The 13,866-nt window shown below is 63.0% G+C and carries 12 protein-coding genes, 1 tRNA gene and 2 rRNA genes; 12 read left to right on the top strand and 3 right to left on the bottom strand.

Going from position 1 to position 13,866, the window contains the following annotated elements; all coding sequences use genetic code 11:
- From IB272_RS05505 to IB272_RS05495, 3 genes are all read left to right on the top strand, one after another.
- Positions 1-107: ribosomal RNA gene (locus tag IB272_RS05505) — 23S ribosomal RNA — on the top strand; the annotation flags it as partial.
- A gap of 123 nt (positions 108-230) precedes the next feature.
- A 5S ribosomal RNA gene (gene rrf, locus IB272_RS05500) occupies positions 231-345 on the top strand.
- Between the two features lie 189 nt (positions 346-534).
- A tRNA-Met gene (locus IB272_RS05495) sits at positions 535-611 on the top strand.
- A gap of 89 nt (positions 612-700) precedes the next feature.
- Here the strand turns inward: IB272_RS05495 and IB272_RS05490 are convergent.
- Positions 701-1,429 carry an alpha/beta hydrolase gene (locus IB272_RS05490; protein ID WP_192444227.1) on the bottom strand — a complete coding sequence of 243 codons (729 nt, stop codon included), beginning with the start codon at positions 1,427-1,429 and terminating at the stop codon, positions 701-703.
- Positions 1,430-1,640: 211 nt separating this feature from the next.
- Here IB272_RS05490 and IB272_RS05485 point away from each other — a divergent pair, with 211 nt between their 5' ends.
- From IB272_RS05485 to deoA, 9 genes are all read left to right on the top strand, one after another.
- Entirely contained in the window at positions 1,641-2,348 is a 708-nt protein-coding gene (locus IB272_RS05485; protein WP_060580509.1) for a lysoplasmalogenase, read from the top strand.
- Complete coding sequence (locus IB272_RS05480; protein WP_113135377.1) at positions 2,332-3,750, top strand: coniferyl aldehyde dehydrogenase; 1,419 nt, start codon at positions 2,332-2,334, stop codon at positions 3,748-3,750. Before IB272_RS05485 ends, IB272_RS05480 begins: the two co-directional genes overlap by 17 nt.
- A gap of 95 nt (positions 3,751-3,845) precedes the next feature.
- A complete protein-coding gene (locus IB272_RS05475) occupies positions 3,846-6,170 on the top strand; it encodes a heavy metal translocating P-type ATPase (RefSeq protein WP_060580510.1) in 2,325 nt (774 codons plus the stop codon).
- Positions 6,171-6,418: 248 nt separating this feature from the next.
- Positions 6,419-7,954 carry an ABC transporter ATP-binding protein gene (locus IB272_RS05470; protein ID WP_034805126.1) on the top strand — a complete coding sequence of 512 codons (1,536 nt, stop codon included), beginning with the start codon at positions 6,419-6,421 and terminating at the stop codon, positions 7,952-7,954.
- A complete protein-coding gene (locus IB272_RS05465; RefSeq protein WP_034805123.1) occupies positions 7,951-9,084 on the top strand; it encodes an ABC transporter permease in 1,134 nt (377 codons plus the stop codon). Before IB272_RS05470 ends, IB272_RS05465 begins: the two co-directional genes overlap by 4 nt.
- Positions 9,085-9,088: 4 nt before the next feature.
- A complete protein-coding gene (locus IB272_RS05460) occupies positions 9,089-10,060 on the top strand; it encodes an ABC transporter permease (RefSeq protein WP_043622808.1) in 972 nt (323 codons plus the stop codon).
- 4 nt (positions 10,061-10,064) lie between these two features.
- Positions 10,065-10,457: a cytidine deaminase gene (locus IB272_RS05455; RefSeq protein WP_034805117.1), complete on the top strand. Its 393-nt coding sequence runs from the start codon at positions 10,065-10,067 to the stop codon at positions 10,455-10,457.
- A complete protein-coding gene (locus IB272_RS05450) occupies positions 10,454-11,260 on the top strand; it encodes a purine-nucleoside phosphorylase (RefSeq protein ID WP_060580511.1) in 807 nt (268 codons plus the stop codon). Before IB272_RS05455 ends, IB272_RS05450 begins: the two co-directional genes overlap by 4 nt.
- A 2-nt stretch (positions 11,261-11,262) precedes the next feature.
- Positions 11,263-12,573 (top strand): thymidine phosphorylase, encoded by a 1,311-nt coding sequence (gene deoA, locus IB272_RS05445; protein WP_060580512.1) that lies wholly within the window; start codon positions 11,263-11,265, stop codon positions 12,571-12,573.
- Here deoA and IB272_RS05440 read toward each other — a convergent pair.
- Positions 12,566-13,093, bottom strand: coding sequence for a TIGR02281 family clan AA aspartic protease (locus tag IB272_RS05440; RefSeq protein ID WP_089043333.1), 528 nt, complete (start codon positions 13,091-13,093; stop codon positions 12,566-12,568). The two genes, deoA and IB272_RS05440, sit on opposite strands and share 8 nt — an antisense overlap.
- Before the next feature lie 128 nt (positions 13,094-13,221).
- Positions 13,222-13,851, bottom strand: a complete 630-nt coding sequence (gene upp, locus IB272_RS05435; protein WP_034805105.1) for a uracil phosphoribosyltransferase — start codon at positions 13,849-13,851, stop codon at positions 13,222-13,224.
- Positions 13,852-13,866: the final 15 nt, after the last annotated feature.

Below are 13,866 nucleotides of genomic sequence, written 5' to 3'. Positions count from 1 at the left end.
AGTATTCCCTTGAGAACCGTGGAAGACGACCACGTTGATAGGCTGGGTGTGGAAGTGCGGCAACGCATGAAGCTTACCAGTACTAATCGTTCGATTGGCTTGATCGTTCCCATTGCTCATGCTCATCTCCAGATGAGCGACGTGTTCAAAACAAAACGAGTTGGCTCGACCAACTCACCAGCTTCTCATCCGGTTTGCGTCCGCTAGACGCAAATCTTGCGCTTTGCCGACCTGGTGGTTCTGGCGGGGTGGCTGCACCCGTTCCCATTCCGAACACGGCCGTGAAACGCCCCAGCGCCGATGGTACTTCGTCTTAAGACGCGGGAGAGTAGGTCGCTGCCAGGTCTGCAAAGCGCAAGATAAAATCCGGAAAACAAAGATCACCTTCTCTTCATGCCTCGGCCCAGCCGAAACACGGGCCGCCCTCAAGCGGCCCTTTTGTTTTGCTAAGCTCGGAACAGACAAACAACGGGATTTTGCCTCCGGCAAAACCCGGAATAAGCGGATAAACCGCAAAGCGGTTTACCGCGATGGCGCGGGGTGGAGCAGCCCGGTAGCTCGTCAGGCTCATAACCTGAAGGCCGCAGGTTCAAATCCTGCCCCCGCAACCAAATCAAAAAAAGCCCGCATGGAGAAATCCAGCGGGCTTTTTGACGTTCCGGGGACAGGGAAAGGACGCCAACAGGCGCAAGCGGGCAGTTCAGGCAAGGGCCAAAGAGCCGATCACGCCAGCCAGGATGGCATTCAGCGCAAACGCACGCTCCAGTGGGACATAATGGCCGCAAGCCGGGAGGACGTGCAAACGGCCGTCGATCGAGGCGGCCTGTGAGGCGCTCGTCCTAGGCCCCGAAGCGACGTCGTCCGCTCCGGACACGATCGTGATCGGCCCCGGACACGTCGAGAGGCAGTGATCCCGGCTCGGCCGCGTATGAAACACGGCAACGCCCCTTGCTATCTCCGCCGCCGAGGATCGTAACGCCATTTCTTTCGCCCGGTTGACGGTCGCCGTGCTGGTGTCGCGGGAAAACAGCGGCGCCCAATAGGATTCCCAGGCAACCTCCAGGCCTTCCTCGTCAATCAGACTGAGCGCGGAGGCATGAAATGCCGGATCGGGATGATGCTTTGCCTTGGTGCCGATCAGCACCAGCGCCGAGACCCGTTGCGGTGCGATGGTCGCGACCTCGAGCGCGCATGATCCGCCGACGGAACAGCCGACCACGATGATATTGTCGCCCTTCAGCGGTTCGAGTGCGGCCCGCGCCCATGCGTCAATCGTCTCTCCCGAAGAATAGAGGGTCGGAGCATGGGTTGCGTCTGGCAGCAGATGCATCTGCTCCGCCCACATGGAACCGTCGAGCGGCAATGCGTGCAGCAGCAAGAGTTCGGGGGCCGATCTTGGCTGCGGCCCGTTGGCGGAATGGGCGATCATGGAACGCACTATGAGCCAGCCGCCGGCGAAAGGGCAATCCTGCCGCGCTTCGGACGGTTCACCAGCGGAGCGATGTCCGCAATAGTCCGTCAGGAGTGTAGTGTTGCTCGATATGCCCGCGCGCCCCCGCTGGACAATCGCGCAAAAATAGAAACTATCGCCGTGACCGGAACAGAGTCGAAACACGGCCTTAGGGCGGGAGTGGCGCGGCATGAGTTATCAGGGAACCTTGGACGTTCACCGAAGCCGGCCCGTCCACGTGCTCTTTTTCGTCTGCGCCGCTTTGGCGATCCTCGGCAGCCTGCTTGCCGCCCCCGACGATTCTCCCTGGCGCTGGCTGCATTATCTGACGAAGCCGACGGCGACGCTGCTGCTTCTCGTCGTGGTGTTGCGAACGATCTCTGAAACACCCAGCGCCTATGCTTGGGCCGTTGCTATCGGTCTCGTCTTCGCGGCAGCCGGCGATGTCTTTCTCATGCTGCCGGGGGATTACTTCCTGGCAGGCCTCGTTTGCTTTCTGCTGACCCATTGCGCCTATATCTATGCGCTTACCCGTGATGCCAAGTTTGCCGAAAGCAAAGGCATCTTCGCGGCCTTTGCCCTCGTTGCGCTCGCCGTTGTCGGTGGGCTCTGGACCTCGCTTCCTGACGAAATGCGCATTCCCGTCATCATCTACGCCCTGGCGCTTGGAGCGATGGGGGCCCAGGCTATTTCCCGCGCCCGACAGCTTTCGGGAACGCCCCGGGCAACGGCGGCACGGCTCGCCGCCTATGGCGGCCTGTTGTTCCTGATCAGTGACAGCATACTCGCCTATGGCCGCTTCCGCTTCGCCATCCCCTTCAACGCGCTCTCGGTGCTTGGCACCTACTACGCAGCCCAATGGTTCTTTGCCCGCTCGACCGATGACCATAGCCACTGACAACCCCGCAGGTCTCCATGCCACTTTCGACGGGCTACGCACGACCTGGCGCGACAACCGGCCGTCCGTCGAACAACGCCGTGCGGACCTGAGCCGGCTCAGGGACCGCCTGCGCGCCCGCATGGAGGAGATGTGCGAGGCGATCGAAGAGGATTTTGGTCATCGCGCCCGGCATGAGACGTTGCTTGGCGAAGGGGGTGTCGTACTCTCGGAGATCGACCACACGCTGGCGAAGCTCAAACACTGGGTTCGGCCGGAACGACGCAAGGCGGGTTGGAAACTATGGCCGGCGAAGGCCGAAGTGCGCTTCGTGCCGCTCGGTGTCGTCGGTATCATTTCGCCGTGGAACTACCCGGTCAACCTGGCGCTTGCCCCCTTGGTTGCGGCGATCGCGGCCGGTAACCACGTGTACTTGAAGCCGTCCGAACACACGCCGCGCACCGCGGAATTCCTTCGCTCGCTGCTTGCCGAAGTCTTTCCCGAGACACGGGTGGCTGTTGCCCTGGGGGGCGCCGAGCTTTCGGCAGCCTTCTCCGCCCTTCCCTTCGATCACTTGTTCTTCACCGGCTCGACCGCCGTCGGCCGCAAGGTGATGGCGGCGGCCGCGCAGAACCTGACACCTGTCACGCTGGAGCTCGGCGGCAAATCGCCGGCGATCGTCGGCGAAGCCGCAGACCTCGCCAAGGCTGCTGCGCGCATCGCGACCGGAAAGTTCTTCAATGCCGGGCAGACCTGTATCGCGCCCGACTATGTGCTGCTCCATGAGAGCAAGCGGGATGCTTTCGTGGAGCAGCTCAAACGGGAGGCTGTGGCGCGCTATCGGTCGAAGCGTGGTCTCGACGATTACACGTCGATCATCAACGACGCCCAGTACGAGCGCCTGAAGCGGCTCATTGCGGATGCCGAGGCGCGCGGTCATCCGGTGGTTTCCCTTCTCGAAGAGGCAGCAGACACGATAGCGCGGGAACGCGTCCTGCTGCCGACGCTCGTGCTTGATCCGGACCACGACAGCGTCGTCATGGGCGAGGAGATTTTTGGGCCCATCCTTCCCATCGTCAGTTACGCTTCCATCGATGAAGCCATCGCCTATGTGCGCGATCGCGACCGCCCGTTGGCACTTTATTGCTTCAGTCGCGATAACGTTGAAATCGAGGCCGTCCTGTCACGCATCGTCGCCGGCGGGGTCTGCGTCAACGACACGCTCTACCAGTTCGGCTGCAACGATCTGCCCTTCGGCGGCGTCGGCGCCAGCGGCATGGGCCACTATCACGGGCGCGACGGGTTCCTGACCTTCTCCAAGGCGATGCCGGTGCTGAGGAAACTCGATCCGGCGCCGAGCGACCTGGTGAAACCGCCCTATCGGGGCATTGCCGACTGGGTCATCCGCTTCCTGTCGCGATAATTCGCCAAAAAATCTGCAATCACGCAGCAATTTGGCCTTGTAGCTCCAGTTGCTAGAGGTCGTAGCCTTGCTTCAGAATTTGCAAGGAGCAGGTTATGGCGAGCACTATTCGGGAAGCCCGTTATCGCGTCGAGGGCATGGATTGCGCGTCCTGCGCGTCCAAGATCGATACGGCGGTGCGCCGGCTGTCGGGCGTCGAGGACGTGTCGGTTTCGGTATCGGCGGGCACCATGTCGGTCAAGTTTGCCGACGAAAACGATCTTGCGACGTCGATTGTGAGCAGGGTCGGAAAGCTCGGCTATCGTTTGCATCCGATCCAGGCAGGCCAGGCGTCGGAGCGGAAAGCGGCGCATGTCTGCTCCGGACACGATCATAACCACGACCACGATCACGGCGATCACAGTCATGACCACGACCATGACCATGATCATGATCATGGTCATGGTGATCGACACGATGAGTACGCCCATCATCACGAGGGTAACGCCAGCCAGAAGGGCGAGACAGCCGCGGCAGCGATGGGCCTTCACGGTCATGACCACGGCCCGACGAGCGGCCCCTGGTGGAAGTCGGGCAAGGGCAAGCTGACGATTGCCAGCGGCCTGGCGCTGATTGCCGCCTATGCGGTCGGCAAGACGATCCCGGCGACCGAGCCCTGGATCTTTACCCTCGCCATGCTCGTCGGCCTGTTGCCGATTGCGCGGCGCGCCTTTGTCGCTGCGACCATGGGCACGCCGTTTTCGATCGAGATGCTGATGACGATCGCCGCGATCGGCGCGGTCTTCATCGGCGCGACGGAAGAGGCGGCAATGGTCGTCCTGCTCTTCCTGGTCGGTGAACTGCTGGAGGGCGTGGCCGCCGGCAAGGCGCGCGCCAGCATCCAGTCGCTGACGGCGCTCGTTCCGAAATCCGCCTTCGTCGAGCGCGATGGGCGGCTGGATGAGGTTCCGGCCGAAACGCTGAGCGTGGGCGCCGTCATTCTCGTTCGCCCCGGCGACCGCATTCCGGCTGACGGAGTCATTCTCTCTGGCGAAAGTGCCGTCGACGAAGCGCCGGTTACCGGCGAGAGCACGCCGGTGCGCAAGGAAGTCGATGACACCGTGGTTGCGGGCACCGTCAATGGCTCCGGCGCGCTGCGCGTGCGGGTCACGGCCGCCGCTGCCGACAACACCATTGCGCGCATCGTCCGCATGGTGGAGGAAGCCCAGGAAAGCAAGGCGCCGACCGAGCGCTTTATCGACCGCTTCTCGCGCTACTATACGCCGGGTGTCGTCGTCGTCGCGGCGCTTGTGGCGGTGCTGCCGCCGCTTCTCTCCGGCGGCTCCTGGGACGAGTGGATCTACAAGGGTCTTGCCATTCTCCTTATCGGCTGCCCCTGCGCGCTCGTCATCTCGACACCGGCAGCGATCGCCGCCAGCCTTTCGGCCGGCGCCCGTCGTGGGTTGCTGATGAAGGGCGGCGCCGTGCTTGAGAATGTCGGCAAAGTCACGGCCGCCGCCTTCGACAAGACCGGGACGCTGACGGAAGGCAAGCCGAAGGTGACGGATATCGTCGGCTTCGGCCGGTCGGAGGCGGAGGTCCTGCGTCTTGCCGCAGCGCTGGAGCAGGGATCGAGCCACCCGCTTGCCCGGGCCATCCTGGAGCGCAGCACGGCTGATGGCGTTGCGATCCCCAATATCGCCACCGTGAATGCGGTGGGCGGCAAGGGGCTGGAAGGGACCGTCGAAGGCATCGCGCTGTTCTTCGGTTCGCCGAAGGCCGCAGCCGAGCGGACGCCGTTGACGGCAGACGAAAAGGCGCGCGTCGCCGCGCTCAACGATGAAGGTAAGACCGTTTCGGTGCTGGTCGCCGGTGGCGTGATTGCCGGTGCCATTGCAATGCGTGACGAGCCCCGGCCGGATGCGGCGGCTGGTGTGAAGGCGCTCACGGACGCCGGCCTCCGCGTCGTCATGCTGACCGGCGACAACCGCCGCACGGCCGAAGCGATCGGCCGCCAGTTCGGCATGGAGGTCCGTGCGGAGCTCCTGCCCGAGGACAAGCAACGCATCGTGCGCGAACTGAAGGCGGAAGGCTTCAACGTCGCCAAGATCGGTGACGGCATCAACGACGCACCGGCGCTGGCCGCGGCCGACATCGGCATCGCCATGGGCGGCGGCACCGATGTGGCGCTGGAAACGGCGGACGCGGCGGTGTTGCACGGCCGTGTCGGCGACGTTGCGGCGATGATCCGGCTCTCCCGCTCGACGATGCGCAACATCGTTCAGAACATCACGATTGCGCTTGGCCTGAAGGCGGTCTTCCTGGTGACGACGATCATCGGCGTTACCGGCCTTTGGCCGGCGATCCTCGCCGACACCGGTGCGACCGTTCTCGTCACGATGAATGCCCTCAGGCTGCTTCGGCCCGTACGAGCCGTCTGAGAACCACCAAATAATCCCAATATGAAGGACCGGCGGCACCCGTTGTCGCCGGTTTTTCGCGTCCAAGTGCCTGTGTATATTCACGCTGGACTCTCACCAGCGATCTGATGAGAGTATAAGGAGATCACGGTTGAGGGCTTTCGCCCCGAAAAATCGATGATAAACTTAGACCAAATGGTAAAAAAATCGCCGGCACGGTTTCTGGGAAGAATGCCGAAGCGGGCCAGTTTGGGGATCGCAAGGCCAATATGGACAATATTGCCATCGAACTGCGTGGGATCGACAAGAGTTTCGGTCCGGTCCACGCCAACAAGAACATCAATCTAAAAGTCCGCAAAGGGACGATCCACGGCATCATCGGCGAAAACGGTGCGGGAAAATCGACCCTGATGTCGATCCTCTACGGCTTCTATCAGGCCGATAGCGGTGAAATCCTCGTCGACGGAAAACCCGTCGCGATCCGCGATCCGAATGCGGCGATCGCCGCCGGCATCGGCATGGTCCACCAGCATTTCATGCTGGTCGAGAACTTCACGGTGCTCGAAAACATCATGCTCGGCGCCGAGGACAGCCAGATCCTCAACAAAGGTATTGCCAAGGCGCGCGTCGAGCTGAAGCGGCTGGAGCGCGAATATGCGCTAGAAGTCGATCCGGATGCCGTCATCGAGGAACTGCCCGTTGGCCTGCAGCAGCGCGTCGAGATCCTGAAAGCACTTTATCGCCGGGCCGATATCCTGATCCTCGACGAGCCGACCGGCGTCTTGACGCCGGCTGAGGCCGACCATCTCTTCCGGGTGCTTGAACAGCTGAAGAACCAGGGCAAGACCGTCATCCTCATCACCCACAAGCTGCGCGAGATCATGGCGATCACCGACGAGGTGTCGGTCATGCGCCGCGGCGAGATGGTAGCAACGCGCACGACGGCTGAAACCTCGGTCGAAGAGCTTGCCGAACTCATGGTCGGGCGTCGCGTCTTGCTGCGTGTCGAAAAGGGCGAGGCCAAGCCCGGCGAGGTGAAGCTCGCGGTCGAGGGGCTGACGGTCAAGGACGGCCGCGGTGTCACCATGGTCGACAACGTCTCCTTCAACCTGAGGGCGGGCGAGATCGTCGGCATTGCCGGAGTTGCCGGCAACGGCCAATCCGAGCTGCTCGAAGCGATTTCGGGCATTCGTCGCGCCGTGTCGGGCTCCGTGCTTCTCAACGGCAAGCCGATCGACGTTACCGGCCGCGCCGACCCCTCCGAACTGCGCAATCGTGGTCTCGCCCACGTGCCGGAAGACCGCCACCATGTCGGTCTCGTGCTGAAGTTCGAGGAATGCGAAAACGCGATCCTCGGCTATCATCACGACAAGCGTTACCTCAACGGCGTCTTCCTGAACGTCGATGCGATCCGCAAGGACGCAGAGCAGCGCATCGCCGAATACGATATCCGCCCGCCGAATCCGCGGCTGAAGACCGCCAATTTCTCCGGCGGCAACCAGCAGAAGATCGTGCTGGCGCGTGAAATGGAGCGCGGGCCCGATGTGCTGATCATCGGCCAGCCGACGCGCGGCGTCGATGTCGGCGCCATCGAATTCATCCATAGACGGATCATCGAGATGCGCGACCAGGGCATGGCTGTCCTGTTGGTGTCCGTCGAACTCGATGAAATCCGCGCCCTGTCGGACCGTATCCTCGTCATGTTTGCCGGCCGTGTCGTCGGCGAGCGTGATCCGGATGCGACCGAGGGCGAACTCGGCCTGCTGATGGCCGGCGTTGAAGGCCGCAAGGAGGCCGCAGAATGAGCACCCCCTATGCTAAGCTTCCGGGCTGGGTCGAATACGGCCTCGTCCCGCTGGTCAACCTCGCTGTTGCCTTCCTCGTCGCCGGTCTCGTCGTGTTGCTCGTCGGTGAAAATCCGTTGGAAGCGGCCTATCACCTGATCAACGGCGCCTTCGGCCGCGGCGAATATCTCGGCTTCACGCTGTACTACGCCACCACCTTCATCTTCACCGGTCTTGCCGTCGCAGTCGCCTTCCATGCCGGCCTCTTCAACATCGGCGGCGAAGGCCAGGCCTATGTCGGCGGTATCGGCGTGGCGCTTGCCTGCCTCTGGCTCGACCAGACGATGCCGTGGTTCGTGGTGTTCCCGCTGGCGATCCTCGGGTCCGCCTTCTTCGGCGCCGCCTGGGCCTTCCTGCCCGGCTGGCTGCAGGCCAAGCGCGGCAGCCACATCGTCATCACGACGATCATGTTCAACTTCATCGCCTCGAGCCTGATGGTCTACCTGTTGACGCGGGTGCTGAAGCCGCTCGGATCGATGTCGCCGCAGACGCGCACCTTCGCCGAAGGCGGGCAACTGCCCAAGCTCGATTGGCTGCTCGCGATCTTCGGGCTGGATATCGGCACGGCGCCGTTCAACGTCTCATTCCTGCTGGCGCTCGTCGCGGCCTTCTGCGTCTGGCTTCTGATCTGGCGCACCAAGCTCGGCTATGAAATGCGCACCATGGGCCACAGCCCTTCGGCCGCGCGCTACGCCGGCATGAGCGAAAGCCGCATCACCGTCATCACCATGATGATATCCGGTGCGCTTGCCGGCATGATGGCGCTCAATCCGATCATGGGCGAGCAGGGGCGCATGCAGCTCGACTTCGTGCAGGGCGCAGGCTTCGTCGGCATCGCCGTGGCGCTGATGGGCCGCTCGCATCCGGCCGGCATCATCCCGGCCGCCATTCTCTTCGGCATGCTTTACCAGGGCGGAGCCGAAATCTCCTTCGAAATGCCGTCGATCTCGCGCGACATGATCGTGATCATCCAGGGTCTCGTCATTCTCTTTGCCGGTGCACTCGAAAACATGTTCAGGCCGGCGATCGCCCGGCTGTTTGCGATGCAGAGCCGCCGTGCGGCCGTCGTGGCACAGACCAAGGGAGCTTGAAGCCATGGATTTCTTCCACGTCATCGTGGTGCTCCTCGAGTCCACCATCCGCGTATCCGTCCCGCTGATCTTCGCAGCGCTGGCAGGGCTGTTCACCGAGCGCGCCGGCATCTTCGACATCGGCCTTGAAGGCAAGATGCTTGGTGCTGCCTTTGCCGCCGGCGCTGTTGCGGCCGTCACCCAGTCGGTCTGGATGGGGCTGCTCGCCGCCATCCTGATCTCGATCGCGCTGTCGCTGGTGCACGGCTATGCGTCGATCACCCAGCGCGGCAACCAGATCGTCTCGGGTGTCGCGATCAACTTCATCGTCGCCGGCTCGACCGTCATCCTTGGCGAGGCCTGGTTCCGCCAGGGCGGCCGCACGCCGGCACTCGGCGAAGGTGCGCGCTTCCAGACGATCACCTTCCCCTATGCCGACAGCATCCGAGAAATCCCGATCCTCGGTCCGATCTATTCGGACCTGCTTTCCGGGCATTTCATCCTGACCTATGTCGCCTTTGCCATGGTGCCGATCAGCTGGTGGATCCTCTACCGCACCCGCTTCGGGCTGCGTCTGCGCGCGGTCGGCGAGAACCCGGGCGCGGTCGACACAGCCGGTATTTCGGTGATCTGGATGCGCTATCGCGCCGTCATCTGCTGCGGCATTCTCTGCGGCTTTGCCGGTGCCTATCTGTCGCTGGCCATGACCGCCGGCTTCGTCAAGGGCATGACCGCCGGTAAGGGTTATATCGCGCTGGCAGCGTTGATCTTCGCCAAGTGGCGGCCATTCAACATCATGCTCGCCTGCCTGCTTTTCGGCTTCCTCGATGCGCTCGCCATCCGCCTGCAGGGCAATCCGCTGCCGCTGATCGGCCAGGTGCCGGTGCAGCTGATGCAGGCGCTGCCCTATATCCTCACCGTAATCCTGCTTGCCGGTTTCATCGGCAAGGCCATTCCGCCGAAGGCCGGCGGCGTCCCCTATGTCAAGGAGCGCTAGAACCATGGAAAAGGAACTGTTCGAAGCCGCGCGTGACGCAATGGCCAAGGCGCATGCGCCCTACTCCAAGTTTCCGGTCGGCGCGGCGATCCGCGCCGAGGACGGCAAGATCTATACCGGCGCTAACATCGAGAACCTGTCCTTCCCCGAGGGCTGGTGCGCCGAAACCACCGCGATCAGCCATATGGTCATGGCCGGTCAGCGCAAGATCATGGAAGTCGCCGTCATTGCCGAGAAGCTGGCGCTCTGCCCGCCCTGCGGCGGCTGCCGCCAGCGGCTGGCGGAGTTCTCCGGCGCCAGCACGCGCATCTTCCTGTGCGACGAGACCGGCGTGAAAAAGACCCTGGCACTATCGGACCTGCTGCCGCACAGCTTCGAGACCGAGATTCTCGGATGACCGCGGCCGCTGAACTGTTGAAGGCCAGGCTCGGGGGCCTCTCTCCACGCTATGGCATCGTGCTCGGCTCCGGCCTCGGTTCTCTGGTCGAGGCTTTGGACGAGACGTTGCGCCTCTCCTATGCCGAAATCCCCGGCTTCCCGGTCAGCAGCGTCTCCGGCCATGCCGGCGAACTTGTGGCCGGAACGCTCTCGGGTGTGCCTGTTGTCATGCTGTCTGGTCGGGTCCACTACTACGAGCAGGGCGACGCCAATGCGATGCGCGTCCCGCTCGAAACCCTGAGGGCGCTCGGCATCGAATGCCTGGTGCTGACCAATTCCGCCGGATCGCTGCGGGACGATCTGCCGCCGGGATCGGTGATGCGGATATCCGACCACATCAACTATTCGGGCTTCAACCCGCTGATCGGCGTCGACAGCGACGATCGCTTCGTCGGCATGACCAATGCCTATGATGCCGAGCTTGCGGAAAGAATGCAGGAGAGCGCCGAGCGCCTCGGCATTCCGCTTCTCGCCGGCGTCTACATGTGGTTCTCCGGACCGAGCTTCGAAACGCCGGCGGAGATCCGCATGGCGCGCATCCTTGGCGCCGATGCGGTCGGCATGTCCACGGTTCCGGAAGTCATCCTCGCGCGCTTCTTCGGCCTCCGCGTCGTTGCCGCCTCTGTGATCACCAATTTCGGCGCCGGCATGACCGGTGGCGAGATCAGCCATCACGAGACGAAGGACATGGCGCCGATCGGCGGCAAGCGGCTTGCCGCGATCCTCGCCGACATGATCGCGGCCGACGCGGTGTGCGGGTAACGATGCTTCCGCAGGAAACCATCAGGCGCAAACGCAACGGCGAGCACCTCGCCTCGGCCGAGATCGCGGATTTCGTTCGCGGCCTGTCGGATGATTCGATCTCCGAAGGGCAGGTCGCCGCCTTCGCCATGGCGATCTGGTTCTCCGGCATGAGCCGCGAGGAGACCGTCGCGCTGACATTGGCGATGCGCGATAGCGGCGAAACACTCGACTGGAGCACCATCAGACGACCCATAGCCGACAAACATTCGACCGGCGGTGTCGGCGACAACGTCTCGCTGATGCTGGCGCCGATCGTTGCCGCCTGCGGGCTCGCCGTGCCGATGATATCAGGGCGCGGCCTCGGGCACACCGGCGGCACACTCGACAAGCTCGAATCGATACCTGGCTATGATATCCAGCCGTCGGCGAGTGTGTTCCGCAGGACGGTCGACGAGATCGGTTGCGCGATCATCGGCCAGACCGCTAATCTCGCGCCTGCCGACAAGCGCCTCTATGCGATCCGCGATGTCACTGCGACCGTCGATTCGGTACCGCTGATCACGGCCTCGATTCTGTCGAAGAAGCTCGCGGCCGGCCTTCAGTCGCTGGTGCTGGACGTCAAGCTCGGCAACGGCTCCTTCATGAGCGATGCGCGTGAGGCCGAGATCCTGGCGCGCTCGTTGGTCGACGTTGCCAATGGCGCCGGCGTTCGCACCTCCGCACTCCTGACCGACATGAACGAGCCCCTGGCAGACGCGGCCGGCAATGCACTGGAGATCGACAATTGCCTGGCTTTCCTTCGAGGCGAGAAGAAGGGAACGCGGCTTGAAACGGTCGTGCTCGCCTTTGCCGCCGAAATGTTGGTGGCCGGCGGCGCTGCCGGCGATGCCGAACAGGGTGAAGCCCAGGCGCGCAAAGTGCTTGGCAGCGGAGCGGCACTGGAACGGTTCGGGAAGATGGTACATGCGCTGGGTGGACCGGCGGACTTCATCGAGCGCTCGGTCGCCTATCTCGGACGTGCGCCGGTCATTCTGCCGGTCGAAGCCGAGCAGTCCGGCTATCTCGCCGCCTGCGAGACGCGGGAACTGGGCATGGCCGTCATCGCGCTCGGCGGCGGGCGTTCGCATCCAGACGACAGGATCGATCACCGCGTCGGTTTCGATGCGCTGAAGCCGCTTGGAACGCGGGTCGAGAAGGGCGATCTCATCGCCTTCGTTCACGCGGCAGACCAAGAGGCGGCGGAAGCGGCCCGGCGACGCCTTTTGGCACTCTACACGATCGATGAGGCCGAGCCGGAGACGAGGTCCCCGATCGTCGCGAAAATCACCTGACGAGATGCAGGTCGCCGTCCTCGACACGGAAAGAGGACAGCCGGTTCAGGAAGGTCATGCCGATCAGAGTCCCCGAGAGCGCCTTGTCCGGAAGCACCAGCGCCTGAACGTCGCGCACCGATATGCCGCCGATCTCGATTCGGCTGAGGACCGCCGGCGCTGCCCCGACGATGCCATTGGCCGTGTTGACACGTGCCGCGGCGAAGTCGAGCGTGCTCGCCGAAATCCCGAGCCGCCTTGCGGTTGAAAAGTTGATAATGATCGCACTGGCGCCGGTATCGACCAGTCCGCGTTCCGTTCGCCCATTGATGCGGAAGGTGCCAATGAAATGGCCTCTGTCGTCGGCGTCGAGCACGACGCTGCGCCCCATCGCGTATTTCGCGGTGGTCGTCGGCGGGGCTGCAGCTTCCTGTGTGGTCTTCCCGTTGTCTGCGTGGGACAGAAACCTGGTCGCAAGGTTTGGGACCAAGATGGCCGCGACTGCCGCAGCGCCGGCCAATGTCAGCAAACGGACGAGCATGGACATCACCTCTCAATCGAACTTATGCTCGTGCAAGTAGAGCCGATGATGCCTAAGACGACATAAAAAAACCGCCGGGATCCGGCGGTTTTCTCATCGATTTCAGATCCTGGTTAAGGATCTGAAAATCACTTGGTGCCGTACATGCGGTCGCCGGCGTCACCCAGACCGGGCATGATGTAGCCGAGTTCGTTCAGGTGGCTGTCGATCGAGGCGGTGAAGATCGGCACGTCCGGGTGCGCGCTCTGGAAATTGCGGATGCCTTCAGGAGCGGCGAGCAGGCAGAGGAAGCGCATGTTCTTGGCGCCGCGCTCCTTCAGCTTGTCGATCGCCGCGATCGAGGAATTGCCGGTGGCAAGCATCGGATCGACGACGATGATCAGGCGCTCTGACAGGCTCTCCGGTGCCTTGAAGTAGTATTCCACCGCCTCCAGCGTCTCATGGTCGCGATAGACGCCGATATGGGAGACGCGGGCCGAAGGCACCAGTTCGAGCATGCCTTCCAGCAGCCCGTTGCCGGCGCGAAGGATCGAGGCGAAGACAAGCTTCTTGCCTTCGAGGACCGGCGAGTCGATTTCCTGCAGCGGCGTTTCGATGCGCTCCATCGTCAGCTCGAGATCGCGCGTCACCTCGTAGCAGAGCAGCGTCGAGATCTCACGGAGAAGCCGGCGGAAACCCGCAGTCGAGGTCTCCTTCTTGCGCATGATGGTCAGCTTGTGCTGCACAAGCGGATGATCGATCACTGTAACGCCGTTCATGGCTCACCTTTCCGG

The sequence above is a fragment of the Ensifer sp. ENS08 genome, assembly GCF_014852195.1.
In the GTDB taxonomy this organism is placed as follows: Bacteria; Pseudomonadota; Alphaproteobacteria; order Rhizobiales; family Rhizobiaceae; genus Ensifer; species Ensifer adhaerens.
This window is presented reverse-complemented; position numbering and strand designations above follow the sequence as displayed.

Bases quoted from the DNA above. Each gene is read 5' to 3' on its own strand.
- deoA (WP_060580512.1), top strand. From the start codon at position 11,263: ATGCTTCCGCAGGAAACCATCAGGCGCAAACGCAACGGCGAGCACCTC.
- IB272_RS05475 (WP_060580510.1), top strand. From the start codon at position 3,846: ATGGCGAGCACTATTCGGGAAGCCCGTTATCGCGTCGAGGGCATGGAT.
- IB272_RS05480 (WP_113135377.1), top strand. From the start codon at position 2,332: ATGACCATAGCCACTGACAACCCCGCAGGTCTCCATGCCACTTTCGAC.
- IB272_RS05460 (WP_043622808.1), top strand. From the start codon at position 9,089: ATGGATTTCTTCCACGTCATCGTGGTGCTCCTCGAGTCCACCATCCGC.
- IB272_RS05490 (WP_192444227.1), bottom strand. From the start codon at position 1,429: ATGATCGCCCATTCCGCCAACGGGCCGCAGCCAAGATCGGCCCCCGAA.
- IB272_RS05485 (WP_060580509.1), top strand. From the start codon at position 1,641: ATGAGTTATCAGGGAACCTTGGACGTTCACCGAAGCCGGCCCGTCCAC.
- IB272_RS05455 (WP_034805117.1), top strand. From the start codon at position 10,065: ATGGAAAAGGAACTGTTCGAAGCCGCGCGTGACGCAATGGCCAAGGCG.
- IB272_RS05450 (WP_060580511.1), top strand. From the start codon at position 10,454: ATGACCGCGGCCGCTGAACTGTTGAAGGCCAGGCTCGGGGGCCTCTCT.
- IB272_RS05440 (WP_089043333.1), bottom strand. From the start codon at position 13,093: ATGCTCGTCCGTTTGCTGACATTGGCCGGCGCTGCGGCAGTCGCGGCC.
- upp (WP_034805105.1), bottom strand. From the start codon at position 13,851: ATGAACGGCGTTACAGTGATCGATCATCCGCTTGTGCAGCACAAGCTG.
- IB272_RS05470 (WP_034805126.1), top strand. From the start codon at position 6,419: ATGGACAATATTGCCATCGAACTGCGTGGGATCGACAAGAGTTTCGGT.
- IB272_RS05465 (WP_034805123.1), top strand. From the start codon at position 7,951: ATGAGCACCCCCTATGCTAAGCTTCCGGGCTGGGTCGAATACGGCCTC.